Raw genomic sequence first — 26,858 nt, 5'->3', positions numbered from 1 at the left:
ATGTCGGCACTGACGTGACAACTGCCGCGCTACGGTCATCATGTCCCCGACACCCAAGCTGCCCTCCGCCGCTGCGCCCGGCCCGGCGCATGCACCGCTGTTCCACTATTTCCGTGCCGCCCTTGTCGTCACCATCCTGGGCATCGCCCTGGGTGGCGTGCTGGGTTGGCAAAGCACCGGGACCTGGTCCGGCGCGCTGTCGACGCTGTTCATCGTCGCGGTGCTGGCGGTGCTGGAAATCTCGCTCTCGTTTGACAACGCCGTCGTCAATGCCAACAAGCTCAAGGACATGCGCCCCGAATGGCAGCGCCGGTTCCTGACCTGGGGCATCCTGATCGCGGTCTTCGGCATGCGGATCGTCTTTCCGCTGTTGATCGTGGTCATCGCCGCCCATGTCGGCCCGTGGGAGGCCCTGCGCCTCGCCGCGACCGAGCCCGACAGCTACGCCCATATCCTGGAAAACGCGCATCTGCCCATTGCGGCGTTCGGCGGCACCTTCCTGATGATGGTCGGCCTCACCTTCTTTTTCGACCATGACAAGGACATCCACTGGCTCCCCTGGCTGGAAAGCCGCATGTCGCGCTATTCGACGGTCCGCGGGATCGAGGTCGCCGTGGTGCTGGCGCTGGCGCTGGGCATCTCGCGGCTGCTGCCCGAGCTCGAGCGGCATCTCTTCACCGTTTCGGCCATCTGGGGCCTGCTGACCTTCCTGCTGGTCGAGGTCCTGTCCGGCTTCCTTGATTCGAAACAGGCGACGCTGGCCACCGCCGCCAAGGGCGGGATCGGAGCGTTCCTGTATCTTGAGGTGCTGGATGCCTCGTTCAGCTTCGACGGGGTGATCGGCGCCTTTGCCCTCAGCCACAACCTGTTCGTCATCGCCATCGGGCTGGGCATTGGGGCGATGTATGTCCGCTCCATGACCATCATGCTGGTCGAAAAGCAGACGCTGGCGCAATACCGCTACCTCGAACACGGGGCGTTCTATGCCATCATCGCGCTGTCGATCATCATGTATGTGCAGGCGCTGGTGGCGATCCCCGAGGTGGTGACGGGTCTGTTCGGCGCCGGTCTGATCGGTGTGGCGCTCTGGTCCTCGGTGCGGTGGAACCGGCTGCACGGCGGCGAGGGCGAATAGAAACAATTTTCCACAATTTCGAGGGCAATCTGCCCGGATTTTGCCATTGTTTCCATTTAGGAAAGGGCCATGCGCCCGATCCTCACCCTCCCCGCCCTCGTTCTTGTCGCCGCCTGCTCGTCCGGGGGCGGCTTGCCGCCGCTGCCGGCCGGCCAACCGATCACGGTTGCCGGTTATGAGACCTATACCACCGCGCATAACGGCTACAGCCGGGTGCGCCGCGATTACGCGACGCCCGGCGATGCCAGCGCCATCGCCGCCTTCGAGGATGACGATCCCGCCGATCCGGCAGGCTATCGGTCCCTGATCGACCTGCAGGGCACCCCCTACGAGGGGCGCATGGCGGTCGAGGTGCTGGCCGAGGTCGACGGCCCGACCGGCCGCGCCACGCGCCTGGTCCGGCTGACCGCCGATCAGGAGCCCTTCTCGAACGTGCGCGACGGCGCCCTGATCGCCGCGACCGGCCGTTTCTACCTGCGCGGTGCGAATTACTCCTGGGTGACCATCGACGGCGGTCCGATGCTGCAGGGCTCGGACGCCGAAGGGCTGGTCAACATGGAGATCGACTTCGACGCCGAGACGGTCAGCCTGAACCTGCGGACCGGGGTCACCGCCGAATCGCAGGTCCGCATGGAGATCGAGGCCGAGGACGTGCCCCTCAACATCATTACCGGCGCCTATGGCGACGGCATCACCATCCGCGTCTGGGACCCGGACAGCCCGGCAATCCTGGCCGTGGACGGCACCCTGCGCGGCACGCTGGGCGGCACCCCCACCTACGAGAACGGCATGAACGAGCTGTCGACCTCGGGTCTTTACGAGGCCAGTGGCACGGATTCGGCGACCGGCCGTCAGGTGACGGTGGACGGCGGCTTTGTCGGGGTGGATCCGAATGCCTTCCCTCGCCCGTAAGGCACTCTCGCTTCTGGTGATGCTCTGCCTCGCCCTGACGGCGCTGGCGCCGCGGGCGGGGGCGGATGCCTTCGACCGGGCGCGGCTGGCGCCGCTGGCGTCGAGCGAGCGGCTCAGGCTGTTCACCCTGGCCCGCGCGCAGGACACCCGCCGCGCGCCCCCCGCCTATACCAATGCCCTGCGCCGCGCCCTGCGCGATACCGGCTTTTACAACGAGGGCGGGGCCGAGCTGATGGACCGTTCCCTGCGGTTCAGCCCGATCCTGACCTGGGATGACAACATCAACGGCGGCTATTTCCATGACCGGCTGGTCATCGGCGGGCTGATCTTCGACGCCGACCCCGCCAGCCGCGCCCGTGCCGGGCTGATGCTGGGCGGACGGCTGGATGCCACGGCGCGGCTCTCCTGGGCCGAGGGGCGGATCATTGACCTGCGCGCCACGGCCGAACTGGCCTGGTCGCCGGTGCATGATATCGGCCGTGGCGCCGCCGGAGTTGAGGCCTGCGCGCGCAACCATGTCAGCGGCTGGACCTTCATCGATGTCTGCGCCTCGGCCTCGGCCAGCCGTCGGGCGCTGACCGAAGGCAGCTCGACCGGGATCTCGGCCGCGCTGGTGCATCTGTTCTCGACCGCCGAGGCCGCGCATCAGATCAGCCTTGAACTGGACCGCCGGGCGCTGGACGCGGGCCAGCAGACCGGCGCCACGCTGGGCTGGTCGGCGGTCTGGAACGGCGCCGTCACCGAGCTTACGCTTGGCACCGCCACGCCCATCGCGGGCGCCACCGCCACGCGGGGCCGGATCGGCGCGCGGGTCGGCTTCCTGTGGCGCGACCGGCCGGTCTCGGTCAGCGCCTGGCATGTGCAGGCCTCGGGCGGGATGCTGCTGGGCATGCCGCGTGAGGACCATGTGACCGGTCTGGGCCTGTCGATCGAGGCCCGGCGCGGCATGAGCATCGAGGTCACGCATCAGGTCACCACCTCGACCATCGCGCTGTTCGAGGACAACCGGACCGGGCTTTCGGTTCGATTCCGCCTCGGCCAGCGCTGAGTCGCGGCAGCGCGGCAAGACGGGAATTCCGGCCCGGCAGGGAGTCGGAGGACAACCATTCCTGTTGTGCCGGATCTGGAACAATTTTCTCCCATCCGGCGCGGCGCGGCCCCTGAATCCTCCTTGTTTTGCCGGTTATCTTGCTGTTTGGAGGAAATTTTTCCATCTTGAGCCTCAACCCCGGAGGCTTCGATGCAGCATTTCCCGATCTTCCTCGATCTGGCCGACCGCAAGGTCGTCATCGCTGGCAGCGGTGCCTTCGCGCTGGCCAAGCTCCGGCTGCTCTTGAAGACCGAGGCGCGGCTGCACCTGTTCGCCGAGGCGCCCGAGGCCGATCTGGAAGCGACCGCCACCGCCCATGGCGTCACCCTGAACCGCCGCGCCCCCGGGGCCGCGGATCTGACCGGCGCCGCGCTGGCCTATGGCGCGCATGGCGAGGCCGAGGCGGATGCGCGCTTCGCCCGGCTGGCGCGTGCCGCCGGGGTGCTGGTCAACGTGGTCGACAACCTCGAAGGCAGCGATTTCATCACCCCGGCCATCGTCGACCGCGCCCCGGTGACCATCGCCATCGGCACCGAAGGCGCGGCGCCGGTGCTGGCCCGCGCGCTGAAGACCGATCTGGAAGAGCGTCTGCCGCAGGGTCTGGGCCCGCTCGCCCGCGCCGGCAAGCTGTTCCGCGCCCGGGCCGAAGCCCTGCCGCAGGGCCGCGCGCGCCGCGACTTCTGGGCGGACTATTATTTCCGCACCGGGCCCGAGGTTCTGGCCGAGGCGGGGGAGGAACTGCTCGATCATGCGCTCGAAGCCCTGCTGCGCGAGCATCTGAACGCCGAGCCCGAGCCAGGCCGCGTCGATCTGGTCGGCGCCGGTCCCGGCGATCCCGAGCTGATGACGCTGAAGGCCCGCCGCCTGCTGGATGCCGCCGATGTGGTGATCCACGACCGTCTGGTGCCCGCCGCGATCCTGGAACTGGCCCGGCGCGAGGCCGAGTTCATCGCCGTCGGCAAGGAGGGGTTCGGCCCCTCGACCCCGCAGGAACAGATCAACGACCTGATGATCCGCCACGCCGCCGCCGGGCTGCGCGTGGTGCGGCTGAAGGGGGGCGATGCCTCGGTCTTCGGGCGTCTGGATGAGGAAACCGAGGCGCTGACCGGGGCCGGGATCGACTGGTCGGTGACGCCCGGCATCACCGCCGCCAGCGCCGCCGCCGCCGCCATCGGCGCCAGCCTGACCCGCCGGGGCCGCAACGGCGAGCTGCGGCTGCTGACGGCGCAGGATGTGCAGGGCTACGCCGATCACGACTGGCGCGCGCTGGCCCGCCCGGGCGCCGTCGCCGCGATCTACATGGGCAAGCGCGCCGCGCGCTTCGTGCAGGGCCGCCTCATCATGCACGGCGCCGATGCCGAGACCCCGGTCACGCTGGTCGAAAACGTCTCGCGCCCCGATCAGCGCATCGTCACGGCGCGGCTGGGCGACCTGCCCGCCACGCTGGCCGAGGCCGCCTTTGCCGGTCCCGTCATCACCCTTTTCGGTCTGGCGCCCGCCAAGGCCGCCGCCGTCCTTCCCGCCCTTCTCGAGGAATTCGCCTGATGTCCCGCGCGCCCCAGATCCAAGTCGTCACCGCCAACGCCCTGATCGAGGGCGATGTGGTCTATCTGACCGCGGCCGAGGGCTGGACCCGCGACCTGAAAGCGGCCCGCGCGTTTGAGGATCAGGCCGAGGCCGAGGCGGCGCTGGCCAAGGCGGCGACGCGCGGGGGCGAGGTGGTCGGCTGTTACCTGGCCGAGGTCCGCCTGACCGCCCAGGGCATCGAACCCACCCATTTCCGCGAGGATTTCCGCCGCCGCGGCCCCTCGAATTATGCCCACGGCAAGCAAGCTGCGGCCTGAGGACAGATCCATGTACGTCTACGACGATTTCGACACCGCGTTTCTGAAGGAACGCAACCGCCAGTTCCGCGAACAGGTCGCCCGCCGCATCGACGGCTCGCTGACCGAGGACGAATTCAAGCCGCTGCGCCTGATGAACGGCCTCTACTTGCAACTCCACGCCTATATGCTGCGGGTGGCGGTGCCCTACGGCACGCTGAACCCCATCCAGCTGCGCAAGCTGGCCGAGATCGCCGACCGCTGGGACGAGGGCTATGGCCACGTCACCACCCGCCAGAACGTGCAGTTCAACTGGCCGAAGCTGACCGATGTGCCGGACATGCTGGACGCGCTGGCCGAGGTGGGGCTGCACGCCATCCAGACCTCGGGCAACACGATCCGCAACGTGACCTCGGACCATTTCGCCGCCGCCGCGGCCGAGGAAATCGCCGATCCGCGGCCCTATGCGGAACTGATCCGGCAATGGTCGACCGACCACCCGGAATTCCAGTTCCTGCCGCGCAAGTTCAAGGTCGCCGTGACGGGATCCGAGATCGACCGCGCCGTGACCCGGGCCCATGACATCGGCCTGCGCATGGTTCGCAAGGACTACGCCGAGGGGTTCGAGGTGATCGTGGGCGGCGGCCTCGGCCGGACGCCGATGATCGGCAAGGTGCTGCGCGACTTCCTGCCTGTGGCCGATCTGCTGCCCTATCTGGAGGCCGTGGTCGGCACCTACAACCTGCTGGGCCGGCGCGACAACAAGTACAAGGCCCGGATCAAGATCACCGTGCACGAGAACGGGATCGACACGGTCCGCGATCTGGTCGAGGCCCGCTTCGCCGAGATCGCGCCGCAGTTCGACACCGCCGGGACGCTGGCCGCGCTGGCCCGCATCCAGGGAATGTTCCGCGCGCCGCAGTTCCGCCAGGCCTCGGACCTTGGCTATCAGGCGGCCTACAGCGCCGATCCGGTGTTCCGCGCCTGGGCCGATACCAACCTGCACGCCCACAAGGCCGAGGGCCACGCCATCGTCACCATCTCGCTGAAAGCGCATGGCGAGACGCCCGGCGACATGACCTCGGACCAGATGCGGCTGATTGCCGATCTGGCCGAGCGTTATGGCTACGGCGAGATCCGCCTCAGCCACGAGCAGAACGTGATCCTGCCGCATGTGGCGCTGGCCGATCTGCCGGCGGTGCACAAGGCGCTGAAAGGGCGGGGTCTGGCCACGGCGAATGTGGGCCTTGTCAGCGACATCATCGCCTGCCCGGGCATGGATTACTGCGCGCTGGCCACCGCCCGCTCGATCCCCATCGCGCAGGAGATCGCCACCCATTTCGACGCGCTGAAGCTGGAGCACGATATCGGCCCCTTGAAGATCAAGATCTCGGGCTGCATCAACGCCTGCGGGCACCACCATGTCGGGCATATCGGCATCCTGGGCCTCGACCGCGCGGGCGTGGAGAACTACCAGATCACGCTGGGCGGCGACGGGTCCGAGGATGCGGCGCTGGGCGAACGCACCGGCCCCGGCTTTGCCTATGACCAGATCGTCCCGGCCATCGAGCGGATCCTGCGGGCCTATCTGGACCTGCGGACCAGCCGCGAAGAGACCTTCCTGCAAGCCTATCGCCGCCTCGGCCTCGGCCCCTTCAAGGAGGCGCTCTATGGCGCGGAACGTCATGCAGCCTGACCTCACCCGCCTGAACGCCCGCTACGAGGGCGACGGCACCGGCGCGCTGCGCGTCGCGCTCTCGGGGGCGCTGGGGCAGATCGCCATGGTGTCGAGCTTCGGCGCCGATTCCGCCGTGCTCCTGCACATGGTGGCCGAGATCGACCGCGCCACGCCGGTGCTGTTCATCGACACGCTGATGCTGTTCGAGGAAACGCTGACCTATCAGCGCGACCTGGCCGAAAGGCTGGGGCTGAGCGATCTGCGGGTCATCCGCCCCGCGCGCGAGGCGCTGTTTCAGGGCGACAGCGACAACCTGCTGCACCTGTCGGATACCGACAGCTGCTGCGACCTGCGCAAGACGCGGCCGCTGGAACAGGCGCTTCAGGGCTTCGACGGCTGGATCACCGGCCGCAAGCGCTTTCAGAGCGGCGAGCGCGCGGCGATCGACCTCTTCGAGCATGACAGCACGACCGGGCATCTAAAGGTCAACCCGCTGGCCGGGTGGAAGGCTGCGGATCTGGCGGCCTACATGGACGCGCACGATCTGCCCCGGCACCCGCTGGTGGCGAAGGGCTACCCGTCGATCGGCTGCGCGCCCTGCACCGGGCCGGTGGCCGCGGGTGAGGATCCCCGGGCCGGTCGCTGGCGCGGTCAGGACAAGAACGAATGCGGCATCCATATCGTCGATGGCCGCGTTATCAGGAGGCAGGCGTCATGAGCGTGATCGTCACCGACCAGGGCTTTCAGCCCGAAACCCATAACGGCGACTGGTTCGACCTCGCCCCCGATGTGGATATCGCCGCGGTCGAGACGCAGATCGACGGCGTGACGGCGATCCGCGTGAGCTTCCCGGCGTTCTCGGACGGGCGCGGCTTCACGCTGGCCGCGCGTCTGCGGCGCGCCGGCTTCACCGGGCGCCTGCGTGCCGCGGGCCATGTGATCGCCGACCAATACGCCATGGCCCGCCGCGCCGGGTTCGACGAGGTCGAGATCGACGAGGATCTGGCCGAGCGCCAACCCGAAGCGCAATGGCTGTCCCGCGCCGCCTGGCAGGCCAACGATTACCGCGCCCGGCTGCGGAGGACCGCATGAACGCCCCCGTATCGCTGAAGGTGAACCCCGATCTTCAGACCGTCACCCAGGTCACCCACTGGACCGACCGGCTGTTTTCCTTCCGGGTGACGCGGCCGCAGAGCCTGCGGTTCCGGTCGGGGGAATTCGTGATGATCGGGCTGGCCGGTGACAACGGCAAGCCGATCCTGCGGGCCTATTCCATCGCCTCGCCCGCTTGGGACGAGGAGCTGGAATTCTATTCGATCAAGGTGCCGGACGGGCCGCTGACCTCGCGCTTGCAACATATCGAGGTCGGCCAGCCGATCATCCTGCGCCCCAAACCGGTGGGCACGCTGGTGCATGACGCGCTGAAACCCGGCAAGCGGTTGTGGTTCCTGGCCACGGGGACGGGGTTCGCCCCCTTCGCCTCGCTGCTGCGCGAGCCCGAGACCTGGGAGAAATACGACAGCGTGGTGATGATGCACACCTGCCGCGAGGCCGGAGAGCTGGAATACGGGCGGCAGCTGGTGGCGGATCTGCGCGACGATCCCGTGATCGGCGAACTGATCGGCGACAAGCTGCAGTACTACCCGACAACGACCCGAGAACAGGGCCCGTTCATGGGCCGGATCACCGACAACCTGACCTCGGGCAAAGTCTTTGCCGATCTGGGGCTCGAAGGGCCGCTCGATCCGGTGCGGGACCGGGCGATGGTCTGCGGCTCGCTGGCGTTCAACAAGGATGTGGCGGCGGTGCTGGAAGGCTTCGGGCTGGAAGAGGGCTCGAATTCCGCCCCCGCCGATTACGTGATCGAGAAGGCCTTCGTCGGCGACGGCGTCTGAGGCGTTTCCGTAGGATGGGCAATATTGCCCATCCTACAAGTCCCGCGTCCCGCTTACTTCATCGGCCGCGGCGAAGGCGCATAGGGCACCGGCGCGGGCGGGCGCAGCTGATCGAGCCGGGCGCGGGCCTCGTCCGCATGCAGCCCCTGCGGCCACATCTTCAGATAGGTCCAGAATCCCTCCATCCGCGCCTCGTCCAGCGCGCGCTGCCAATCCATCGCCTCGGGGTCGGTCACGGGCGCTATCGGGCGGCGTTCGTCCGGCGGCACGATACCGCGTTCCCGCAGCATCGTCCGCGCATCGCCCGAATGCAGCCCGCGCGGATAGGCGGCGAGATAGGCCAGCAGCGCCTCGGTGCTGCCATCGGTCCGCGCGGCCTGGAAGGCCTGCGCCTCGGGGCTGGCGGTCGAGGCGACCGGGGACTGGGTCCGCGGCGGCTCGGCCGTGGGCGGGGTGCGGTCCGGCGCAGGTTCCTCGGTCTGCGGCGGGATCTCGGGGCTGCCGCTGAGGCTGGCCAGAACGTCCCGTTCGAAGCCGAGGGCGGCATCCGAGGTCTGCCCGGCCGAACGTACCACCAGCCAGGGGCTGAGCCCGTTGGCCGAAGGCGCCTCGGCGATCAGATAAAGCAGCCGCACGAGGCGCCCGTCGATGTTGCTGTCGCCCCGGAAGGCGCGCAGCGTCACATCCCCCAGCACCATCCGTTCGCCACTTTCGGCCACGGTGATCTCGCCGAAGCCCGACAGCATCGCCGCAAAGCCCGGCTGGTCGGGGGTCTGCAGCGGCATGTCGCCGAGCGATGTCGGGGTGAAGATGCGCAGCGAGATTTCCTCGCTGACCTCACCCGCGCCGTCGCGCGCCTGCAGCCAGTATTCCATCCGGTCGGCCAGAAGCCGCTCGCGGCGCATCTCCATCTCCGCGGGCGCGGCGAAGGTCAGGCCGAAGCGGCTGTGCCGCGCCCAGCCCTCGGGCACCGCAGGCGATTGCGGCAGGGTGATCGGCGCGGCCCCGGTGCCCGAGGTCCCGGTATCGGCGGCGATCATCGCGCGGACCCCGTCCATGACCGAGGGCGGGCATTCCCCGGCCCCTTCGGGCCGCTGCAGCACCAGCTGCGGCAGCATCGCGTCAATCCGCGCCTCATCCCCCGGAGCGCCGAGGATGCCCAGCAGATAGACCGGCGCGCCCTCCTCGCAGAGCTGCGGCACGACGAGTTGCGCGGGGATCCGGGCGGCGGCATCGGCCGGCCGGTCCTCGAGCGAATGGGTGGCGGTGCCGTGGATCACCCAGACCGGCATGCCGCCGATCTCGGCCTCGGTCAGCGCATCGACCTCGTGCAGCATGCGGTCGAGCTGGCGCTCCAGCGGGCGGCCCATCAGGCGCCCGGCATTGAGGCGGGTCTGCGGCGGGGCGCCCGCCTCGCCAAGGAACAGGTCGGCCGACCGTTCGTTGCGGTCCTCCTGCAAGACGGTGACACCCGCCGGTAGCCGGATCGCGGCAAACCCGGGCAGGATCGGGGTTTCCGCCACCGCAACTGCCACCGGCGCCGCGGACGGGGCGGCATCGCCGAGGCTGGCGACGATCTGGCCGATCAGCGCCACGGCATCGGCCTCGGCATAGCCGCGGAAGGCACCGCCCAGGATCAGCGTGTCGCCCGCCGCATCGGGCTGCATCGACACCAGATAGAAGCCGGTCACCCGGCCGCCCAGCTGCGGGGTTTCCTCCTGCTCGCCCGAGGCGATGTAAAGCCGCATCGACCGCCCGCCGAGGGGCAGTTCACGCCCGGAATCGCGGACCTCGACCCGGGCCCATCGCGCCAGACCCTCAGCGAAACGGGGGCTGCCGGGCGGGCCGTCGAAGGGCGCAAGCCGGTCGGGCGCCGCCAGCACGCCGCCCATCTCGATCTCGGTCCGCGCCGCCTCGTCGCGGCCGCCGATGTCGAGGCCGCGGCCCTCGGGGTCGGCCTCGACATCGAGGCCGGGCGGCACCGCCATGCGCACGCCCATCGCCTCGACCGCGTCCCAGCCTTCGGGCATCGTGCCCGAAGGGGCAGGCAGCGCCGCGGCGATGGCGTCAAAGCCCGACGTGGTGTCATCGGTGGCGTCTTCGGTGGCGGGGCCGGTCTCGGGCGGGGTCTCGGTCGTGGCCGGAGCAGCCTCGACGATCTCGGGCGCGACCGAGGCGATCACCTGATTGACCAGCGTTTCGGCCTCATCCGGGGCATAGCCGCGGGCGGTGGCGCCGACCACGGCGTAATTGCCCTCGGCGTCGGGTTCCTCGGCGATCAGGGAGAGGGTGTGCTCATACTCGCCCCGATTCGGCTGTCGCTCGCGCAGGCCCATGCCGACATAAATCACCATCCCCCGGTCGCCGACCAGAATGCGGCGCGGGCTTTCGGCGGTCGGGATCCCGGCGCCCTGGGCGATCATCTCGAGGAAACCGGGGGTTCCGGGGGCGATGCCGAGGGCCGAGAGTTCCTCGGCGCTCATTGCCGCCAACGCGATCCGCAGCTCGGTCCCGGAACCGTCGGGCCGCAGCCTGAACGAGACTTCGGGGTTCCGCCGGTTGCTGCGGTCGGTCATCTCGGCCTCGGCCGGGGCGGCGACGGAAAGACCGAAGGCGCTGTGACGTTCCCAGCCCTCGGGGGTGACCCGGGCGGGCAGGGGCATCGCCTCGACCGCGGCCAGCAGCGGCGCGGTCGGGTCGGCCTCGGCGCTTGCTGCCGGGGGCTCGGGCGCCGTGGCAGTGGCCGCTTCGGGCTCCTCGGCTTCGGCCCCGGGCATGTCATCGGCCGGGGCGAGCGAGCCGATGAAATGCGCCTCCAGCTCGGCCGCGACGCCATCGCCGAGGCCCGCGCTGAACACCGCGACCATCAGCGCTTGGCCGTTCGCGTCGGGCTCGGCGGAGATCAGATAGAGCATCCGCGCGTCGAGCGTGCCGCCGCCCGAGGCCGGGATCGCCCCGCTGCCGCCATAGGCGATGAGCCGCCACGTGCCCAGGGTCATCTCGACCCCGGTCGCGGTCACCGGCACGCCGGACAGGTCGGACAGGAACGCCGCCATCTCGGGCGCATCCGGTGCCGGCATGCTCTCGCGTTCGGCGGTATCCAGCAGACGGATCCCCATCCGCGCGCCCACCCCGTTGGCGCCGATGGTCGAGACGGCGGCTTCGCGCAGGCCTTCGGCGGCGTCGGGGAGCACGGCGCCGGGCGGAACCTCGAAGCGGAGGCCCAGCCGGGTGACGGTTTGCCAGGGGGCCTCGGCAGCCGGGGCAGCCGGGGCTGCCGGGGCCGCGATCGCCGGTTCGGCGACCTGCGGCGCGACGATCTCGGGTATGGGCGCCTCGGGCGCCGTGACCTCGGGCGAGGATTGCCCGACGGCGGTGAACGGAACGGCGATGGTCAGAGACACCGAAAGCGCGACGAGCGCGGTCGAGCCGCGAAGCGAAAAGGCAGTCATGAATATTTTCCCCGGAGGATCGGTCAATTACCGGGTACGATAGCACTCCTTCCCCGCAATCAAAGCCTCTCGTGGCGCTGGCGGATCACGACCTCTTCATCCCTCCCTTGATTTGTTGGGCGCGCGGGCGTAGAGGGGCGCGTCGCCCGCCCGGCCCGAACGGCCCGCCTGAACGGACCGGAGGCGCGGCCAAGTCCCCGACCACCTTGTCAAAACGGTTTCAGAACATGACCCGCCTCTACCTGCCCGGCATCCTTGCCATGGCCGCCATCGTCGTGGCCTCGAATATCCTTGTGCAATTCCTTCTGGGTGACTGGCTCACCTGGGGGGCGCTGACCTATCCCTTCGCCTTCCTCGTCACCGATGTGATGAACCGCGTCTACGGACCGCAGGCCGCGCGCCGCGTCGTCTGGGCCGGTTTCGCCGTGGGGGTCGCCTGCTCGCTGATCGGCACGCAGATCATGATCCAGGGCGACGGCTACGCCTACCCCGCCGTCACCCTGCGCATCGCGCTGGGCTCGGGCGCCGCGTTCCTCGTGGCGCAGATGGTCGATATCGGCGTCTTCAACGCGGTCCGTGGCGGGGCGTGGTGGAAAGCGCCGCTGATCTCGACCCTGATCGGCGCCTCGCTCGATACGCTGATCTTCTTCTCGACCGCCTTCTCGGCGACCATGGCCTGGGTCGATCCGGCGGCGGATGTTAGTTGGGCGCAGGAGATTTTGCCAGTGCTGGGTGTCGGTCCGATGACACCTTTGTGGGTTTCTCTCGCGCTTGCCGACTGGATGGTCAAATTGGCGCTGGCCATGGTGGCATTGTTGCCCTTCCGGCTCATCGTTGCGAAATTGACCCAAAGGATGGCGTAAAAGCCTTTGACAAATACAACATACATGCCACCATCGCCTTACGGTTCAACCCAGCGAAAGGAGGTGGTCCAGTGTCGAGAGTGATATTGGAGAGAGGTGTCGGGACAGTCAGGAGGACGGCCAGCTGACGGCAGCCCGTCGGCTGTAATATCCTGATTGGGCCTGTTTCTAACCGGCTCCATCTCCTGAAGCTCGTGAGGGCCGCTCGAATAGCCGGGCGGCCCTTTCGATTGGCGCTGCGAACCCTATTTCAAGATCCATGCTGTACGTCACCGATCAGATTGTCATCCAGGACTGGGAACTGAGCGAGAGCTTCATGCGCGCTTCGGGGCCCGGCGGGCAGAACGTCAACAAGGTCTCTTCGGCTGTCGAATTGCGATTCGAGGCCGAGCGCTCGCCCGCGCTGGCACCCGCCGTCAAGGCGCGGCTCAAGCGGCTGGCCGGACGGCGCTGGACGCTGGAGGGGGCGCTGGTCCTGCAGGTGGACGAGACCCGCAGCCAGGCCCGCAACCGCGAGATCGCCCGCGAGCGTCTGACCGACCTGATCCGCCAGGCGCTGGTCGCCCCCCGTCGCCGGATTGCCACGAAACCCACCTATGGTAGCCAGCAACGCCGCATGGATGCGAAAACTCGCAGAGGATCGGTCAAATCCCTGCGCGGTGCTGTTGACGACCCGGAAAACTGAGCCCAGTCTGTGGATAAGTCCAAACCGCAAAACGAGCCGCCCCGCAGCGGGGCAGCCCCTGAGGTCGAGCAGAACCGCATGAAACAGACCGCCCTGGCGGCCTTTCGCAACTTTGTCGAACCGGTGTTCAAGCGCCCTGAATTCGTTCAGACGGCGGCCTTGTGCGTGCGGCAGGGCAAGAAGGGCCCCGAGGTGCTGCTGGTGACCAGCCTCGATTCGAAGCGCTGGATCGTGCCGAAGGGCTGGCCGATGGAGGGCAAGTCGCTGGCCCAGGCCGCCCTGCAGGAGGCCTGGGAAGAAGCGGGCGTGCAGGGTGCGGTCGATGAATACCCGGTCGGCAGCTATGGCTACCAGAAGACCGTCAAGGGCGGGATTCCCGTCACCTGCCGCTGCTCGGTCTACCGCATCGACGTGACCACGCTGGCCGAGGAATACCCGGAAAGGGCCCGCCGCCGCCGCAGCTGGATGCGGGTGAACGAGGCCGCGAAAGCGGTGGAAGAGCCGGAACTGAAGGCGGTGATCCGCGCGCTGGCCTGACTTCCCGGTTGTGATCGTGCCCATGCCGCGTTAGGGGGCTGTAACAGTTCTGTGACACTCCCCGGAGCCCGCATGACCTCGCCTGCCGACCCGAACGCCAAGGCCATCAAGACCCTCGACAAGGACCTCGGCCGTATCGGCCTGCTGGAACAGGCGACGCTGTTCACCTCGCGTCCGCTGGTCGCGCCGGGGATCGCGCTGGTCTTCATCGTCATCGCCGGTCTGGCCGCCGTCACCATCATGGGGGGCGGCGCCGGGACCTGGGTGGTGGTGCTGGCCGCCGCCATCGGCGCCTATATGGCGCTGAACATCGGCGCCAATGACGTGGCCAACAACATGGGCCCGGCGGTGGGCGCGCGGGCCGTGACGCTGGGCGGCGCGCTGGTCATCGCGGCGCTGTGCGAAACCGCGGGGGCGCTGCTGGCCGGGGGCGATGTCGTCTCCACCGTGTCGCGCGGGATCGTGGCGCCCGAAAGCGTGGCTGCGCCCGAGATCTTCATCTGGGCGATGATGGCGGCGCTGCTGGCGGGCGCGCTCTGGATCCACCTCGCGACCGCCATGGGCGCGCCGGTCTCGACCACGCATTCCATCGTCGGGGGGGTGATGGGCGCGGGCATCGCCGCAGCCGGGTTCGGCGCGGTCAACTGGGGCGTGATGGGCACCATCGCCGCCAGCTGGGTGATCTCGCCCGTTATGGGCGGGGTGATCGCGGCGCTGTTCCTGGCGCTGCTGAATAACCGGATTCTGTACCGAGAGGACAAGATCGCCGCCGCCCGCACCTGGGTGCCGATCCTGATCGGCGTCATGGGCGGGGTCTTCGCCACCTATATGGCGCTGAAGGGGCTGAAGGCGCTGGTGCATCTGTCGCTGGGTGAATCGTTGCTGGTGGGTCTGGCCGTGGCCGTGCCGCTGGCCTTGGTCATGCGCCCGGTGATCGCCCGCCAGTCACGCGGGCTGGAGAACCGGACGAAAGCCCTGAAGGGCCTTTTCGCCATCCCGCTGGTGCTGTCGGCGGCGCTTTTGTCCTTCGCCCATGGCGCGAATGATGTGGCGAATGCGGTGGGGCCCCTGGCCGCCATCGTGCATGCGGTCTCGGACGGGGCTTCGGGCGACCGGGTGCAGATCCCCTATTGGGTGATGATCGTCGGCGCCGTCGGCCTGTCGGTGGGCCTGATGCTGTTCGGGCCGAAGCTGATCAACATCGTGGGGTCCGAGATCACGCGCCTCAACGCCATGCGCGCCTGGTGCGTGGCGCTGTCGGCGGCGGTGGTGGTGATCATCGCCTCGTGGCTGGGGCTGCCGGTCAGCTCCACCCATATCGCCATCGGCGGGATCTTCGGCGTGGGCTTCTACCGCGAATGGTATCACGAGAAGATCCTGAAGGAGAACCGCGACCTCTCGACCCTGCCGGTCGAGGAACGCACCCGCCGCAAGGTCGTGCGCCGCTCGCATATGCTGACCATCCTGGCGGCCTGGGTGATTACCGTGCCCGCCACCTCGGCGCTGTCGGCGGGGCTGTTCTGGGCGGCGACGCTGCTGGCCGGGTTGCGGTAAGGCGCAAGGTGGGGTGGAACCCCACCCTACGCCCTGTGCGCCCTGTCATACGGGGTTTCAATGCGCCGTACCCTGTAGGGTGGGATTTCATCCCACCCAGCGGCTCACCACCCGTTGAGGATCACGCCCTTTTCGCCCGTGACGATCGCGTTCATGGCGATGTCATGCGGCTGCGGGTGGATGGTCCTGAGCGCGGCCGAGGGATGGCCCACGCCCACCGCCTTCACCCCCGGCCCCAGCGCGGCCAGCGTCCGGTCGAAGAACCCGCCGCCATAGCCCAGCCGGTAGGCATCGGGGTCGAAGCCGACCAGAGGCGCGATCACCACATTCGGCGTGATTTCCTCAGGTCCCGCCGGTTGCAGGATGTTCCAGATCCCCCGCTCCATGGCGCAGCCGGGGAACCATTCGCGGAATTTCAGCGGGCGGCCCTTGGCCTCGACCAGCGGCAGGGCGATCCGGGCGCCCTTCGCCTGCGCCGTCGCCATCCAGTTCCGCAGGTCCAGTTCCGCCTTGAACGGCCAGTAGAGGCTGATGATCTGCCCCGGCCCCGGCGCGATCAGCCGGTCCAGCACCCCCGCTACTTCGGCCGCCACCCGCGCCCGCTCCTCGGCCGGGATCGCCTGCCGGGCGGCGAGCAGCGCCTCGCGCTGGGCCTTGCGCCAGAGCCGCCAGTCGAGGGGCTCCGCAGGTGGCGGGATCTCATGCGCGTAGCAGGGGGGCGAGGCGGGATCGGGTGTGTCGCTCATCGGGACCTCCGGGTGCTGCCCAAGAATTAGGCATCCCGGGCCGCTGCGGACAGGGGAAAGCGCCGCCTTGCGGCCGAAACCGCCGCGCGGGGGATGGGCCAACCCGCGCCGGGGCGCGGAACGGCCCATCCTACGCCTCGTCCGGTCCCAGATGCCGCGCGCCCCGCGCCTCGGCCAGCCGGATCTGGCGCTGGCGTTCGCGGAAGCCCTCGCGCCGGTCCTCGCTGTATTCCCCGATGCAGCGAGCGCAGCTCACGCCCTCCTCGTAATCCGGATGCTGCCGGTCGGCGGTATCGAGCGGCCGGCGGCAGGCGTGGCAAAGCGCGTGGCCCGTGGGTTTCAGCCCGTGGCCCACCGCGACGCGCTGGTCGAAGACGAAGCAGCCGCCCTGCCAGAGGCTTTGCTCCTCGGGCACGTCTTCCAGGTATTTCAGGATGCCGCCCTTGAGGTGATAGACCTCCTCGACCCCCTGACCCAGCAGCCAGTTGGTCGATTTCTCGCAGCGGATGCCGCCGGTGCAGAACATGGCGATCCGCTTGTTGTGGAAGCGGTCGCGATTGGCCTCCCACCAGGCCGGGAAATCGCCGAAGGAGCGGGTGCCCGGGTCCACGGCGCCCTCGAAACTGCCGATGGCGACCTCGTAATCGTTGCGGGTGTCGATGACGGCCACGTCGGGGGCGCTGATCAGGGCGTTCCAGTCCCGCGCCTCGACATAATGGCCGACCCGGGCGCGGGGATCGACGCCGGGCTGGCCCATGGTCACGATCTCGCGCTTGAGGCGCACCTTGAGGCGGCCGAAGGGCATGTCCTCGGCGAATGATTCCTTCCAGTCGAGCCCGTCGCAGCCCGGCAGGGCGCGGATATGCGTCAGCATGGCGTCGATCCCCTCGCGGGGGCCGGCGATGGTGCCGTTGATCCCCTCGGGCGCCAGCAGGAGCGAGCCCTTCACCCCCTGCGAACAGCCGAGCCGGGCCAGCGGACCCTTCAGCGCGGCGGGGTCGGGGAAGCGGGCGAAATGGTAAAGCGCGGCGACGACCGGCATCAGACGGCCCCCCCGAGCACCGTCTCGACCAGCACGGCGACGACGATGAAGAAGACCGTGGCCTTGACCCAGAACCACAGCGCCGAGCCGCCCGGGCGTTCCTTGCCGAAATCGGGCAGCCAGCGGCCGGCGCCGAAGAACCCGGCTTCGGGATGCGGCTGCGGCGGCTGGAGGAGCGGCACGTCGCGCCAGCGCATCAGCACGATCAGCACCGCCCCCGCCGCGAAGCCGCCGACATGGGCCCAGAAGGCGACCCGTACCTCGCCCGGGATCTCGGACAGGGCGGCGATCACGTCGAGCGCCACGCTGAGGCCGACGAACAGCCCGGCAGGCGCCAGCACGGGCACGCGGAAGGCTACCAGCACCAGCACCTTGGCGCGCGGATGCAGCAGCAGATAGGCGCCCATCACCCCGGCGATGGCCCCCGAGGCGCCGATCACCGGCACCGTCGGATCGGCCGAGAGCCAGGCCTCGGCCCCCGCGCCCGCCATGCCGCAGAGGATGAAGAAGAGGGGATAGCGCCAATGGCCCATCGCATCCTCGATATTGTCGCCGAACACCCAGAGCGTGACCATGTTGCCGATGAGATGTAGCCAGGTGGCGTGCAGGAACATGTAGCTGACCATCTGGCCCATGACCTCGGGCCCGCCGCCGGGGGGCTTCAGCCCGCCCACGGGGTGCAGGCTGGCCGGGGTGAAGGCGTAATCGGGCCAGGGGACCTGGATCACGAACAGCACCGTGCAGAGCGCGATGATCGCCCAGTTCACATAGGGAAAGCGGATGTGGCGGGTGGGGTTGTGGTCGGCGATCGCGAACATCCGGGGGTCCTCTGGGTGGATAGGCCGGGGGGCCGTCTGCCCCCCGGACCCCCCGAGCGTATTTCAGGCAGAATGAAAAGCACAGGCGGCGCGGGCCCGGGCGGGGGATTTCCTTGACTCGGGCGGCCTGCGGGCCTATGTGCCGGACAATTCCCCGGATGCCCTCACGCGTCCGGTCCCATCGCATTTTGCGGGGATCGCCATCCGTCAGCGCGTTGCGCCCACGGGTGCGGAACCCCGTGGCCCCGAAGCCTGTCCCGAAAGGACTGCCATGTTCGAGAATCTGTCCGAGCGCCTTGGCGGCGTCTTCGACCGCCTCACCAAGGCGGGCGCGCTGTCGGCTGACGACGTGACCGCCGCCCTGCGCGAGGTGCGGGTGGCGCTCTTGGAGGCGGATGTCTCGTTGCCGGTGGCGCGCAGCTTCATCAAGCGGGTGCAGGAGAAGGCGACGGGCTCGGCGGTCACCAAATCGGTGACGCCCGGCCAGCAGGTGGTGAAGATCGTCCATGACGAGCTGATCGCCACCCTGCGGGGCGACGAGGATCCGGGCCGGCTGAAGATCGACAACCCGCCGGCGCCGGTGCTGATGGTCGGTCTGCAGGGCTCGGGCAAGACCACGACCACGGCCAAGCTGGCCCGCCGGTTGAAGGAGCGCGAGGGCAAGCGGGTGCTGATGGCGTCCTTGGACACCAACCGCCCGGCGGCGATGGAGCAGCTGGCGATTCTGGGCGGGCAGATCGGCGTCGATACGCTGCCGATCGTCAAGGGCGAGAATGCGGTCGCCATCGCCAAGCGCGCCAAGAGCCAGGCGACTTTGGGCGGCTATGACGTCTATCTGCTGGACACCGCCGGTCGTCTGCACATCGACGAAGTGCTGATGGACGAGGTTCAGGCGGTCCGCGATGCGGTCAGCCCGCGCGAGACGCTGCTGGTCGTGGACGGCTTGACCGGTCAGGACGCGGTGAACGTCGCCACGGAATTCGAGGGCAAGGTCGGCATCACCGGCGTGGTCCTCACCCGGATGGACGGCGACGGGCGGGGCGGTGCGGCGCTGTCGATGCGCGCCGTCACCGGCAAGCCGATCCGCTTCGTCGGTCTGGGCGAGAAGACCGACGCGCTGGAGACCTTCGAGGCCGAGCGGATCGCCGGCCGCATCCTCGGCATGGGCGACATCGTGGCGCTGGTCGAGCGCGCGCAGCACACGCTGGAGGCCGAGCAGGCCGAGCGGATGATGAAGCGCTTCCAGAAGGGTCAGTTCAACATGAACGACCTGCGTCAGCAGCTGGACCAGATGCTGAAGATGGGCGGCATGCAATCGGTCATGGGCATGATGCCCGGCATGGCCAAGATGTCGAAACAGGCCGAGGAAGCCGGGCTCGACGACCGCATGCTCAAGCGCCAGATCGCCCTGATCCAGTCGATGACCAAGAAGGAACGCGCCAACCCCGACCTCTTGCAGGCGAGCCGCAAGAAGCGGATCGCGGCGGGCGCCGGGCTGGAAGTGTCCGAGCTGAACAAGCTGCTCAAGATGCACCGGCAGATGGCCGATGTGATGAAGAAGATGGGCAAGGGCGGCATGCTGAAACAGGCGATGAAGTCGATGTTCGGCAAGAATCCCGACATGGCCGAGATGCAGAAGCAGCTGGCCGATCCCGAGGCGATGAAAGCCGCCTCCGCCGCCATGCGCGGCGGGGCGATGCCGCGCGGCATGGGCCTGCCGGGGCTGGGTGGTGGCCTGCCCGGCGGGCTCTCGGGCTTCGGCAAGAAGCGGTAAACCGATGCGCTTCGCCCTGATCCTCTGCGCGACCCTGCCGACGGTGCCTGCCACCGCCGGGCTGCGGGCCTGCGCGCCGGGGATGGAGGGCTGGGGATGATCGCCCCCGTGTTGACCACCGACCGCCTGATCCTGCGCCAGCCGCAGCTGTCGGATTTCGAGCATTGGGCGGAATTCTTCGCCACCGGGCGCTCGGTCCATGAGGGCGGGCCGCTGGACCGCGCGGGCGCCTACCGGGTCTGGGCTTCGGACGCGGCGCTCTGGTTGCTGCGCGGCTACGGCCCTTTCGCGGTCGAGGATCGCGAAACCGGCGCCTATCTGGGCGATGTCGGGATCTACCAGCCCGAGGGCTTCCCCGAGACCGAACTGGGCTGGTTCGTGGTGCCCGAGGCCGAGGGCCGCGGCATCGCCGCCGAGGCTGCGCGGGCGGTCATGGGCTGGGCCCGGGCGCGTTTCGGCTGGGAGCATCTGGTCAATATCATCGACCCGCGCAACACCCGCTCCCTCGCGCTGGGCCTCAGGCTGGGCGGGGTGATCGACCCGGCGCGGCCGGGCGTCGACCCGGGCGATGTGGTGATCCTGCACGATCTGCGGAGGGCGGCATGAGTGCGGTCACCCTCTCGGCCACGCCGGTCCTGACCACCGAGCGGCTGGTGCTGCGCGCGCCCGTCGCGGCGGATTGGCCCGCGTTCCTCGCCTTCACCCGCGACGACCGCTCGCGCTTTGTGCGCGCGGCCGAGATGGATGACGAAAAGGCCTGGCGCGGCTTCGGCCATGTCATCGGCCATTGGGTGCTGCGCGGCTACGGCATGTTCACCATCACCGCCAAGGGCGACGACCGCGCGCTGGGCATGGCCGGTCCGTGGTTCCCCGCCGCCTGGCCCGAGCCGGAAATCGGCTGGTCGATCTGGCATGCCGGGGCCGAGGGCAAGGGCTATGCCTTCGAGGCGGCGAGCGCCGTGCGCGACTGGGCGCGCGAGGCTTTGGGCTGGACCCGTTTCGTCAGCTACATCGACCGGGAGAACGCCCGCTCGGAAGCGCTGGCCCGGCGGCTGGGCTGCACGCCCGATGCCGCGGCCCCGACCCCGGGCACCGACGATGTGCGCGCCTGGCGCCACCCGGAAGGGGGCGCGGCATGAGCCTGTCGCAGAGCTTCGAGGCGCTGGTGCCGCGGCTGGAGACGCCGCGGCTGGTGCTGCGCGCGCCCCGCGCCACGGATTTCGACGCCTACGCCGCCTATCTGGCCAGCGAGCGCGCGCGCTTCACCGGCGGGCCGATGGACCGCAACCTCGCCTGGCGGGCCTTTGGCCATGTGGTGGGGCATTGGGTGCTGCGCGGCTACGGTGTCTTCGTGATCGAGGACAAGGCGACCGGCGAAGCGCTGGGCACCACCGGGCCCTTCTTCCCCGAAGGCTGGCCCGAGCCCGAGATCGCCTGGACCCTCTGGCAGGGCGAGGGCCGCGGCATCGCGACCGAAGCCGCGCTGGCGGCCCGGACCTGGGCTTATGAGGCGCTGGGCTGGACCAGCGCCATCAGCCTGATCCTCGACGGCAACACCCGCTCCGAGGCGCTGGCCATCCGGCTGGGCTGCATCCGCGAAAGCAGCGTCACCCATGCGCAATTCGGCCCCGCCGGCATCTGGCGCCACCCCGCTGCGGACACGCAGGGCGCCGGGATGGAGGCCTACGCATGATCGCCGCCCCGCACGAGACGCCGATCCCCGGACCCGCGCAGGACCTGGCGCAGGCGATCGCCGCAAGGGTCCCGGTGCTGCGCACCGAGCGGCTGGTGCTGCGCGCCCCGCGGCTCGAGGATTTCCCGGTCTATGCCGCGATCCTGACCGGCCCCCGCGCCGAGCCGATGGGCGAGGTCCTGACCCGGGCCGATGCCTGGGACGACTGGTGCCGGCTGGTCAGCCTGTGGCTGCTGCGCGGCCACGGCATCTGGACGCTGGAAACGCAGGCTGGCGAAACGGCGGGCTTCGTCCTGATCGGCTTCGAGCCGGGGGATCTGGAGCCGGAACTCGGCTGGTTCCTGTCCGACGCGCATGAGGGGCAGGGCCTGGCGCAGGAAGCGGCGCAGGCGGTGCTGGCCCATGCCTGGGGCCCGCTGCGCCTGACCACGCTGGTCAGCTATGTCGCGCCCGACAACGCCCGCTCGCGCGCGCTGGCGCGACGCCTGGGCGCCGAGCCCGTGGCCAGCCACGACGGCTGCGAGGTCTGGCGCCATCACCCGACCGGGGCGCCCCGCGCGCCCCGCCACGCAACCTCGCCCGCAAACCCGCCCGCAACGACGGCCCGGAGGCCCGCATGACCGACGATTCCCAACGCGCCGACGACCTGCTGCGCGGCCACCGCGAAAGCATCGACCGGCTCGATGCGATCCTCGTCTATACCCTCGCCGAACGCTTCAAGCACACCCAGGCGGTGGGCAAGCTGAAGGCGGAACACGCCCTTCCCCCGTCCGATCCCTCGCGCGAGGCGCGGCAGATCGAGCGGCTGGAATGGTTGGCCAAAGAGGCCGACCTCGACCCGGAATTCGCCAAGAAATTCCTGACCTTCATCATCTCGGAGGTGATCCGTCACCACGAGAGGTTGCAGCACTGACCCCGAAGTGGCGGCCCGTTGGGTCCGCCTGACCAGCCATTCAAAGGAGATCCAACCATGGCTACCAAAATCCGTCTCGCCCGTGGCGGTTCGAACAAGCGCCCCTTCTACGCCATCGTCGTCTGCGATTCCCGCATGCCGCGCGACGGCCGTTTCCTGGAGAAGGTCGGCACCTACAACCCGCTGGTCGCCAAGGACAGCGAAGAGCGCGTGAAGATGGATGCCGAGCGCGTCCAGTTCTGGCTGGACCGCGGCGCCCAGCCGACCGACCGCATCGTGCGCTTCCTGGAAGCCGCGGGGCTCCGCGCCAAGACCGAGCGCAACAACCCCAACAAGGGCCAGCCGGGGAAGAAAGCCGTGGAACGCGCCAAAGAGCGCGCCGCCAAGGCCGAATCGGCCGAATAAGGCCGGGCAGGGGTTTCGCCCTCGGCCGCGACGCCTCCGGCGCCGAGCCCTCGGGCGACCGGCCGGGGGGCATTCTGCCCCCCGGACCCCCCTGAGGATATTTTCAGAACGAAGATGAAGGGGGCGGCACGTGGCCAGTGACCGGGTCTGTGTGGGAGCGATCGCCGGGGCCTTCGGGGTCCGCGGCGAGGTGCGGCTGAAGTCCTTCTGCGCCCAGCCCGAGGCGATTGCCGCCTATGCGCCGCTCTGGTCCGAGGATGACACGCGCCAGTTCTCGGTGCGGCTTGGGCAGGCGATCCCGAACGGGTTCTCGGCCCGTCTTTCCGGTATCGACACGCGCGAGGAAGCCGAGGCGCTGAAGGGCCTGCGGCTGTTCGCCGACCGCGAGCGCCTGCCGGCGCTGCCCGACGACGAATTCTATCACGCCGACCTGATCGGGCTGACGGTGCTGGACACCGGCGGCGCCGTCCTGGGGCGGGTGAGCGCCGTCTTGAACCACGGCGCCGGCGACATTCTGGAGATCCAGCGCCCCGGCAAGGGCAATGCGCTGCTGCCCTTCACCCTGGCGGTGGTGCCGACGGTCGATCTGGCGGCGGGCCGGATCATCGCTGACCCGCCCGAGGGCCTTTGGGAATGAGCGACGAGGAGGCGCCCAAGCGCTCGCACCGGCGGGTGGCGATCCGGCTGTCGTTGCAGCCCGAGGATCTGATGGGCGGCCCGCCGCGGATCAAGGGCGCCTGGACCGCCAAGGTCATCACCCTGTTCCCCGCCGCCTTTCCCGGCGTGCTGGAGCAATCCCTGACCGGCAAGGCCATGGACCGCGGCCAGTGGCGGCTGGAGACGATCGACCTGCGCCCCTTCGGCGAGGGCAGGCACCGCAATGTCGACGACACGCCCGCGGGCGGCGGCGCCGGGATGGTGCTGCGCGCCGATGTGGTGGCCAAGGCCCTGCGCGTTGCCGATCAGGGCAACCCCGGGCGGGCGCGCTGGCCGGTGGTCTATCTCTCGCCCCGCGGGCGGCCCTTCGACCAGGCGACGGCGCGGCGCTGGGCGGCCTGCGACGGTGTCACGCTGCTCTGCGGCCGGTTCGAGGGCGTCGACGAACGGGTGCTGGAGCATTTCGGGATCGAGGAGGTCAGCCTTGGCGATTTCGTCCTGACCGGCGGCGAGATCGCGGCGCAGGCGATGATCGACGCCACCGTGCGGCTGCTTCCCGGGGTCCTCGGCAATGCCGCCTCGACCGAGGAGGAAAGCCATTCGGCGGGCCTTCTGGAGCATCCGCAGTATACCAAACCCCCGGTCTGGGAAGGGCGCGAGATCCCGCCGGTGCTGTTGTCCGGCAACCATGCCGAGATCGCCAGATGGCGCCGCGCGGAAAGCGAGCGGATCACCCGCGAGCGGCGCCCGGACCTCTGGGCCCGCCACAAGGGCAAGGATTGAGCGCCAGCACCCCGGCATCTGCCTTTCTTTGCGCCTTAAATATCCCGGGGGGTGCGGGGGGCAGCGCCCCCCGCCTGGTCGCCCGAGGCGCCCGCGACAGCGGGCAACGAGGGCGAAACCCCTCGCTCCGGTTCAGCGCCAGGCGGTTCCCTGCCGTTCGTAGCATTCCTGCGCCAGATCCAGCGCCGCGGTCGATCCGTTCAGGATCCATTGCCGCGGGTCCTCGCCCTGCAGCTCGGCGGTCAGGATGTTGCCGTCCATGATCTGCTGCAGCATCGCCTCGTCCACCGCCATCGAGGCCCAGCCGCCGGGATAGATCCGCACTTCGGTCGGCACTTCCTGCTGGTCCACGCCGAACCGGGCGGGCAGCTGGTGGCCATAAACCGGGCTCGGCGCCTGCGAGGTCGGCAGGAACATTGCCCAATCGCCATAACCCGCATAGCTGCGTTCCAGCAGCAGCGGTCCCGCCGCCTGCAGCGGGATCGTCGCCCGGCAGCCGGTGAAGACCCCGTTGACGCTGAGCGCCTCGATCATCCAGTTGCGGGCCGAGCCGTAGAAGGCGCTGGTCTCGGCGCTGTCGGTGGGGTTGGCAAGGGCGGGAGAGGCCGAGAGGGCGGCGGCGAGCAGCAGGCTGAAGCGATAGGTCACGGCAATCCGGGCGTTCGAAAGGGATGCGGGAATGGTGGCCGGTGCGGCGCCAAGGTCAAGGGTCTTGCGCGCGATTCACCCGGCCGGACGCCGGGATTCGCGTGGCTTCAAGGGTGGCTGACGCGAATGTCAGCGCGCCCCGGTTCTTTCGGCCGCGGAAATCCCTATCTTTGGGGGGAACCGCCCGATCGCCCGCCCTCAATGACGGACCCTCCTGATGGCTCTTCCCCTGCTCCTCGCGCTTGCTCTTCTCGCCCAGCCCGCCCAGGCCCAGAACCGCCAGATCGGCGAGCGGCCGGATGCCACCCCGCCCTTTTCGGTGACCGAGGTCGCGCGGCTGGAATCGCCCTGGGCCATGGCCTTTCTGCCCGACGGGCGGATGCTGGTGACGCAGCGCCCGGGGGGCCTCTTCCTGGTCACGCAGCAGGGCGACCTGACCGAGGTCGCCAATGCGCCCGAACCGCATGCACAGGGCCAGAACGGTCTTCTGGACGTGGCGCTGGCGCCGGATTTCGACACCTCGGGGTTGCTCTATCTGACCTATACCGCGCCCGGCCGGAACGGGAACGCGTTGACGCTGGTGCGCGCGCGGCTCACCGACGCCCCCGCGCTGGAGGAGGTGACCGAGCTCTGGCGCCAGGACCCGCCCGGCGGCGGCGGCCATCCCGGCGCGCAGATCGCTTTCGATCCCTCGGGCGAGTACCTGTTCCTGGCCGTGGGCGACCGCACCGAACATGACCGCCTGCCCGATCCCGATGACCCGCGCGGCAAGATCCTGCGCCTGCATCTCGATGGCAGCGTCCCCGCCGACAACCCGATGGCGGGCGAGGGCGGGGTGCGGGCGCTGACCTGGACCACCGGACACCGCAACCCCTATGGGCTGGCCTTCGCCCCCGACGGGCGGCTCTGGGAGCATGAGATGGGCCCGCGCGGCGGGGATGAGATGAACCTGATCGAGCGCGGCGCGAATTACGGCTGGCCGCTGGTGTCGAACGGCCGCAACTACGGCGGTTCGGACATTCCCGATCACGTCACCCGCCCCGATCTGCACGCGCCCGCGCTCTGGTGGACGCCGGTGATCGCCCCCGCCGGGCTCAGCTTCTACAGCGGCGCCATGTTCCCCGAGTGGGAGGGCGCGGCGCTGATCGGCGGGCTGGCCAGTCAGGCGCTGGTCGTGGTGCAGTTCGACAACGGCGTCCCGAACGAAACCGCGCGCTATTACATGGAAGCGCGGATCCGCGATGTCGCGGTGGCCCCCGATGGCGCCGTCTGGCTCATCGAGGACGATGTCGACGGGCGGCTCATGCGGCTCACGGCCGAATAGGCCGCGCCGCGCTCAATGCACCACGGGCTTGCCGGGGGCCGGTTTGGCCTTGGCCTCGACCGGGGTGCGGGGCGCCTTCTTGGCCGGGGTGGTCCGGGGGGCCGGGCTCTCGGCCGCAAGGGCCAGAACCGGGCGGGCGGCGGGCGTCACCGCGTCCGGCTTCGGCGCCGATCTGGCAGTTTTCGGCGTGGCGGCGCGCGCACGGGACGGCGTGGTGCGGACCACGGGTTTCAGCGCCTCAGCCTCGGCTGCCAGTTTCGCGGCGCTGTCGCGCGGCATGAACTGCGCCCAGTAACCCCAGAGGCGAAAGCTCTGTTCCACCTGCGATTGCCAGATATGGCACCAGAAGCTGATCTGCGGACCAAAGCCGCCGGTGGACTGATACTCGTTGGACATTTTTTCCTCCTCGCCTGAACGAACTCGTCGGAACG

General features: G+C 69.4%; 29 protein-coding genes. 23 read left to right on the top strand and 6 right to left on the bottom strand.

Features of this window, described 5'->3' with window-relative positions:
* The first annotated feature begins 40 nt into the window (after window positions 1–40).
* The 9 genes from DDE23_RS07290 to DDE23_RS07250 all read left to right on the top strand — a co-directional run bounded on the left by DDE23_RS07290 (window position 41) and on the right by DDE23_RS07250 (window position 8,533).
* Window positions 41–1,135, top strand: coding sequence for a DUF475 domain-containing protein (locus DDE23_RS07290; protein WP_107751314.1), 1,095 nt, complete (start codon window positions 41–43; stop codon window positions 1,133–1,135).
* Between the two features lie 69 nt (window positions 1,136–1,204).
* The gene (locus DDE23_RS07285; RefSeq protein WP_107751313.1) at window positions 1,205–2,047 is read left to right on the top strand and encodes a hypothetical protein; all 843 of its coding nucleotides are present in this window, start codon (window positions 1,205–1,207) and stop codon (window positions 2,045–2,047) included.
* Complete coding sequence (locus tag DDE23_RS07280; RefSeq protein ID WP_133239530.1) at window positions 2,028–3,095, top strand: hypothetical protein; 1,068 nt, start codon at window positions 2,028–2,030, stop codon at window positions 3,093–3,095. The genes DDE23_RS07285 and DDE23_RS07280 overlap by 20 nt, the downstream gene beginning before the upstream one ends.
* Before the next feature lie 192 nt (window positions 3,096–3,287).
* On the top strand, window positions 3,288–4,682 hold the full coding sequence (gene cysG / locus DDE23_RS07275) for a siroheme synthase CysG (RefSeq protein ID WP_107751311.1): 1,395 nt from the start codon (window positions 3,288–3,290) through the stop codon (window positions 4,680–4,682).
* On the top strand, window positions 4,682–4,981 hold the full coding sequence (locus DDE23_RS07270) for a DUF2849 domain-containing protein (protein WP_107751310.1): 300 nt from the start codon (window positions 4,682–4,684) through the stop codon (window positions 4,979–4,981). Before cysG ends, DDE23_RS07270 begins: the two co-directional genes overlap by 1 nt.
* A gap of 10 nt (window positions 4,982–4,991) precedes the next feature.
* Window positions 4,992–6,656 carry a nitrite/sulfite reductase gene (locus tag DDE23_RS07265; protein WP_107751309.1) on the top strand — a complete coding sequence of 555 codons (1,665 nt, stop codon included), beginning with the start codon at window positions 4,992–4,994 and terminating at the stop codon, window positions 6,654–6,656.
* Window positions 6,631–7,356 (top strand): phosphoadenylyl-sulfate reductase, encoded by a 726-nt coding sequence (locus DDE23_RS07260; RefSeq protein ID WP_107751308.1) that lies wholly within the window; start codon window positions 6,631–6,633, stop codon window positions 7,354–7,356. Before DDE23_RS07265 ends, DDE23_RS07260 begins: the two co-directional genes overlap by 26 nt.
* Window positions 7,353–7,730 carry a DUF934 domain-containing protein gene (locus DDE23_RS07255; protein ID WP_107751307.1) on the top strand — a complete coding sequence of 126 codons (378 nt, stop codon included), beginning with the start codon at window positions 7,353–7,355 and terminating at the stop codon, window positions 7,728–7,730. The genes DDE23_RS07260 and DDE23_RS07255 overlap by 4 nt, the downstream gene beginning before the upstream one ends.
* Entirely contained in the window at window positions 7,727–8,533 is an 807-nt protein-coding gene (locus DDE23_RS07250) for a ferredoxin--NADP reductase (protein WP_107751306.1), read from the top strand. The genes DDE23_RS07255 and DDE23_RS07250 overlap by 4 nt, the downstream gene beginning before the upstream one ends.
* A gap of 53 nt (window positions 8,534–8,586) precedes the next feature.
* Here the strand turns inward: DDE23_RS07250 and DDE23_RS07245 are convergent, their stop codons facing one another.
* Window positions 8,587–11,985: a hypothetical protein gene (locus DDE23_RS07245; protein ID WP_107751305.1), complete on the bottom strand. Its 3,399-nt coding sequence runs from the start codon at window positions 11,983–11,985 to the stop codon at window positions 8,587–8,589.
* Window positions 11,986–12,212: 227 nt separating this feature from the next.
* Between DDE23_RS07245 and DDE23_RS07240 the strand changes: the two genes are divergently transcribed.
* From DDE23_RS07240 to DDE23_RS07225, 4 genes are all read left to right on the top strand, one after another.
* Complete coding sequence (locus DDE23_RS07240) at window positions 12,213–12,848, top strand: queuosine precursor transporter (protein WP_107751304.1); 636 nt, start codon at window positions 12,213–12,215, stop codon at window positions 12,846–12,848.
* Between the two features lie 259 nt (window positions 12,849–13,107).
* Complete coding sequence (gene arfB / locus DDE23_RS07235) at window positions 13,108–13,533, top strand: alternative ribosome rescue aminoacyl-tRNA hydrolase ArfB (RefSeq protein WP_107751303.1); 426 nt, start codon at window positions 13,108–13,110, stop codon at window positions 13,531–13,533.
* A 78-nt stretch (window positions 13,534–13,611) separates the two neighbouring features.
* The gene (locus tag DDE23_RS07230) at window positions 13,612–14,070 is read left to right on the top strand and encodes an NUDIX hydrolase (RefSeq protein WP_107751302.1); all 459 of its coding nucleotides are present in this window, start codon (window positions 13,612–13,614) and stop codon (window positions 14,068–14,070) included.
* A 72-nt stretch (window positions 14,071–14,142) separates the two neighbouring features.
* Window positions 14,143–15,624, top strand: coding sequence for an inorganic phosphate transporter (locus DDE23_RS07225; protein ID WP_107751301.1), 1,482 nt, complete (start codon window positions 14,143–14,145; stop codon window positions 15,622–15,624).
* Window positions 15,625–15,728: 104 nt separating this feature from the next.
* Here DDE23_RS07225 and DDE23_RS07220 read toward each other — a convergent pair whose 3' ends face one another.
* From DDE23_RS07220 to DDE23_RS07210, 3 genes are all read right to left on the bottom strand, one after another.
* Window positions 15,729–16,370, bottom strand: a complete 642-nt coding sequence (locus tag DDE23_RS07220; RefSeq protein ID WP_107751300.1) for a 5-formyltetrahydrofolate cyclo-ligase — start codon at window positions 16,368–16,370, stop codon at window positions 15,729–15,731.
* Between the two features lie 130 nt (window positions 16,371–16,500).
* The gene (gene trhO, locus DDE23_RS07215; RefSeq protein ID WP_107751299.1) at window positions 16,501–17,412 is read right to left on the bottom strand and encodes an oxygen-dependent tRNA uridine(34) hydroxylase TrhO; all 912 of its coding nucleotides are present in this window, start codon (window positions 17,410–17,412) and stop codon (window positions 16,501–16,503) included.
* A complete protein-coding gene (locus DDE23_RS07210) occupies window positions 17,412–18,230 on the bottom strand; it encodes a rhomboid family intramembrane serine protease (protein ID WP_107751298.1) in 819 nt (272 codons plus the stop codon). The genes trhO and DDE23_RS07210 overlap by 1 nt, the downstream gene beginning before the upstream one ends.
* 271 nt (window positions 18,231–18,501) lie before the next feature.
* Between DDE23_RS07210 and ffh the strand changes: the two genes are divergently transcribed.
* The 9 genes from ffh to trmD all read left to right on the top strand — a co-directional run bounded on the left by ffh (window position 18,502) and on the right by trmD (window position 24,455).
* Window positions 18,502–20,004 carry a signal recognition particle protein gene (ffh, locus tag DDE23_RS07205; protein WP_107751297.1) on the top strand — a complete coding sequence of 501 codons (1,503 nt, stop codon included), beginning with the start codon at window positions 18,502–18,504 and terminating at the stop codon, window positions 20,002–20,004.
* A gap of 96 nt (window positions 20,005–20,100) precedes the next feature.
* A complete protein-coding gene (locus DDE23_RS07200) occupies window positions 20,101–20,610 on the top strand; it encodes a GNAT family N-acetyltransferase (RefSeq protein ID WP_107751296.1) in 510 nt (169 codons plus the stop codon).
* Window positions 20,607–21,143 carry a GNAT family N-acetyltransferase gene (locus DDE23_RS07195; RefSeq protein WP_107751295.1) on the top strand — a complete coding sequence of 179 codons (537 nt, stop codon included), beginning with the start codon at window positions 20,607–20,609 and terminating at the stop codon, window positions 21,141–21,143. Before DDE23_RS07200 ends, DDE23_RS07195 begins: the two co-directional genes overlap by 4 nt.
* The gene (locus tag DDE23_RS07190) at window positions 21,140–21,697 is read left to right on the top strand and encodes a GNAT family N-acetyltransferase (protein ID WP_107751294.1); all 558 of its coding nucleotides are present in this window, start codon (window positions 21,140–21,142) and stop codon (window positions 21,695–21,697) included. The genes DDE23_RS07195 and DDE23_RS07190 overlap by 4 nt, the downstream gene beginning before the upstream one ends.
* The gene (locus DDE23_RS07185; protein ID WP_107751293.1) at window positions 21,694–22,317 is read left to right on the top strand and encodes a GNAT family N-acetyltransferase; all 624 of its coding nucleotides are present in this window, start codon (window positions 21,694–21,696) and stop codon (window positions 22,315–22,317) included. Before DDE23_RS07190 ends, DDE23_RS07185 begins: the two co-directional genes overlap by 4 nt.
* Window positions 22,314–22,610: a chorismate mutase gene (locus tag DDE23_RS07180; protein ID WP_107751292.1), complete on the top strand. Its 297-nt coding sequence runs from the start codon at window positions 22,314–22,316 to the stop codon at window positions 22,608–22,610. Before DDE23_RS07185 ends, DDE23_RS07180 begins: the two co-directional genes overlap by 4 nt.
* Window positions 22,611–22,667: 57 nt before the next feature.
* Window positions 22,668–23,015, top strand: a complete 348-nt coding sequence (rpsP, locus tag DDE23_RS07175) for a 30S ribosomal protein S16 (RefSeq protein ID WP_107751291.1) — start codon at window positions 22,668–22,670, stop codon at window positions 23,013–23,015.
* 130 nt (window positions 23,016–23,145) lie between these two features.
* Window positions 23,146–23,652: a ribosome maturation factor RimM gene (gene rimM, locus DDE23_RS07170; protein WP_107751290.1), complete on the top strand. Its 507-nt coding sequence runs from the start codon at window positions 23,146–23,148 to the stop codon at window positions 23,650–23,652.
* Window positions 23,649–24,455 carry a tRNA (guanosine(37)-N1)-methyltransferase TrmD gene (trmD, locus tag DDE23_RS07165; protein WP_107751289.1) on the top strand — a complete coding sequence of 269 codons (807 nt, stop codon included), beginning with the start codon at window positions 23,649–23,651 and terminating at the stop codon, window positions 24,453–24,455. The genes rimM and trmD overlap by 4 nt, the downstream gene beginning before the upstream one ends.
* 132 nt (window positions 24,456–24,587) lie before the next feature.
* Here the strand turns inward: trmD and DDE23_RS07160 are convergent, their stop codons facing one another.
* Window positions 24,588–25,103, bottom strand: a complete 516-nt coding sequence (locus tag DDE23_RS07160; protein ID WP_107751288.1) for a hypothetical protein — start codon at window positions 25,101–25,103, stop codon at window positions 24,588–24,590.
* Between the two features lie 217 nt (window positions 25,104–25,320).
* Between DDE23_RS07160 and DDE23_RS07155 the strand changes: the two genes are divergently transcribed.
* On the top strand, window positions 25,321–26,427 hold the full coding sequence (locus tag DDE23_RS07155) for a PQQ-dependent sugar dehydrogenase (RefSeq protein WP_107751287.1): 1,107 nt from the start codon (window positions 25,321–25,323) through the stop codon (window positions 26,425–26,427).
* A 12-nt stretch (window positions 26,428–26,439) separates the two neighbouring features.
* On the opposite strand, the gene DDE23_RS07150 is transcribed toward DDE23_RS07155, so the two are convergent.
* On the bottom strand, window positions 26,440–26,823 hold the full coding sequence (locus DDE23_RS07150) for a hypothetical protein (protein ID WP_107751286.1): 384 nt from the start codon (window positions 26,821–26,823) through the stop codon (window positions 26,440–26,442).
* Window positions 26,824–26,858: the final 35 nt, after the last annotated feature.

This window comes from Pararhodobacter aggregans (genome assembly GCF_003075525.1).
Classification (GTDB): Bacteria; Pseudomonadota; Alphaproteobacteria; order Rhodobacterales; family Rhodobacteraceae; genus Pararhodobacter; species Pararhodobacter aggregans.
Note: the sequence above shows the minus strand (reverse complement) of the source record. Positions and strands in the feature narration are given on the sequence as shown.

Excerpts from the sequence above, each read along its gene's own strand:
- ffh (WP_107751297.1), top strand. The coding sequence starts at position 18,502 with ATGTTCGAGAATCTGTCCGAGCGCCTTGGCGGCGTCTTCGACCGCCTC.
- DDE23_RS07150 (WP_107751286.1), bottom strand. The coding sequence starts at position 26,823 with ATGTCCAACGAGTATCAGTCCACCGGCGGCTTTGGTCCGCAGATCAGC.
- cysG (WP_107751311.1), top strand. The coding sequence starts at position 3,288 with ATGCAGCATTTCCCGATCTTCCTCGATCTGGCCGACCGCAAGGTCGTC.
- DDE23_RS07255 (WP_107751307.1), top strand. The coding sequence starts at position 7,353 with ATGAGCGTGATCGTCACCGACCAGGGCTTTCAGCCCGAAACCCATAAC.
- arfB (WP_107751303.1), top strand. The coding sequence starts at position 13,108 with ATGCTGTACGTCACCGATCAGATTGTCATCCAGGACTGGGAACTGAGC.
- DDE23_RS07155 (WP_107751287.1), top strand. The coding sequence starts at position 25,321 with ATGGCTCTTCCCCTGCTCCTCGCGCTTGCTCTTCTCGCCCAGCCCGCC.
- DDE23_RS07180 (WP_107751292.1), top strand. The coding sequence starts at position 22,314 with ATGACCGACGATTCCCAACGCGCCGACGACCTGCTGCGCGGCCACCGC.
- DDE23_RS07260 (WP_107751308.1), top strand. The coding sequence starts at position 6,631 with ATGGCGCGGAACGTCATGCAGCCTGACCTCACCCGCCTGAACGCCCGC.
- DDE23_RS07195 (WP_107751295.1), top strand. The coding sequence starts at position 20,607 with ATGAGTGCGGTCACCCTCTCGGCCACGCCGGTCCTGACCACCGAGCGG.
- DDE23_RS07200 (WP_107751296.1), top strand. The coding sequence starts at position 20,101 with ATGATCGCCCCCGTGTTGACCACCGACCGCCTGATCCTGCGCCAGCCG.
- DDE23_RS07265 (WP_107751309.1), top strand. The coding sequence starts at position 4,992 with ATGTACGTCTACGACGATTTCGACACCGCGTTTCTGAAGGAACGCAAC.
- DDE23_RS07285 (WP_107751313.1), top strand. The coding sequence starts at position 1,205 with ATGCGCCCGATCCTCACCCTCCCCGCCCTCGTTCTTGTCGCCGCCTGC.
- trhO (WP_107751299.1), bottom strand. The coding sequence starts at position 17,412 with ATGCCGGTCGTCGCCGCGCTTTACCATTTCGCCCGCTTCCCCGACCCC.
- DDE23_RS07245 (WP_107751305.1), bottom strand. The coding sequence starts at position 11,985 with ATGACTGCCTTTTCGCTTCGCGGCTCGACCGCGCTCGTCGCGCTTTCG.
- DDE23_RS07280 (WP_133239530.1), top strand. The coding sequence starts at position 2,028 with ATGCCTTCCCTCGCCCGTAAGGCACTCTCGCTTCTGGTGATGCTCTGC.
- trmD (WP_107751289.1), top strand. The coding sequence starts at position 23,649 with ATGAGCGACGAGGAGGCGCCCAAGCGCTCGCACCGGCGGGTGGCGATC.
- DDE23_RS07240 (WP_107751304.1), top strand. The coding sequence starts at position 12,213 with ATGACCCGCCTCTACCTGCCCGGCATCCTTGCCATGGCCGCCATCGTC.
- DDE23_RS07270 (WP_107751310.1), top strand. The coding sequence starts at position 4,682 with ATGTCCCGCGCGCCCCAGATCCAAGTCGTCACCGCCAACGCCCTGATC.
- rpsP (WP_107751291.1), top strand. The coding sequence starts at position 22,668 with ATGGCTACCAAAATCCGTCTCGCCCGTGGCGGTTCGAACAAGCGCCCC.
- DDE23_RS07290 (WP_107751314.1), top strand. The coding sequence starts at position 41 with ATGTCCCCGACACCCAAGCTGCCCTCCGCCGCTGCGCCCGGCCCGGCG.
- DDE23_RS07220 (WP_107751300.1), bottom strand. The coding sequence starts at position 16,370 with ATGAGCGACACACCCGATCCCGCCTCGCCCCCCTGCTACGCGCATGAG.
- DDE23_RS07225 (WP_107751301.1), top strand. The coding sequence starts at position 14,143 with ATGACCTCGCCTGCCGACCCGAACGCCAAGGCCATCAAGACCCTCGAC.
- DDE23_RS07250 (WP_107751306.1), top strand. The coding sequence starts at position 7,727 with ATGAACGCCCCCGTATCGCTGAAGGTGAACCCCGATCTTCAGACCGTC.
- DDE23_RS07230 (WP_107751302.1), top strand. The coding sequence starts at position 13,612 with ATGAAACAGACCGCCCTGGCGGCCTTTCGCAACTTTGTCGAACCGGTG.
- DDE23_RS07190 (WP_107751294.1), top strand. The coding sequence starts at position 21,140 with ATGAGCCTGTCGCAGAGCTTCGAGGCGCTGGTGCCGCGGCTGGAGACG.
- DDE23_RS07185 (WP_107751293.1), top strand. The coding sequence starts at position 21,694 with ATGATCGCCGCCCCGCACGAGACGCCGATCCCCGGACCCGCGCAGGAC.
- DDE23_RS07210 (WP_107751298.1), bottom strand. The coding sequence starts at position 18,230 with ATGTTCGCGATCGCCGACCACAACCCCACCCGCCACATCCGCTTTCCC.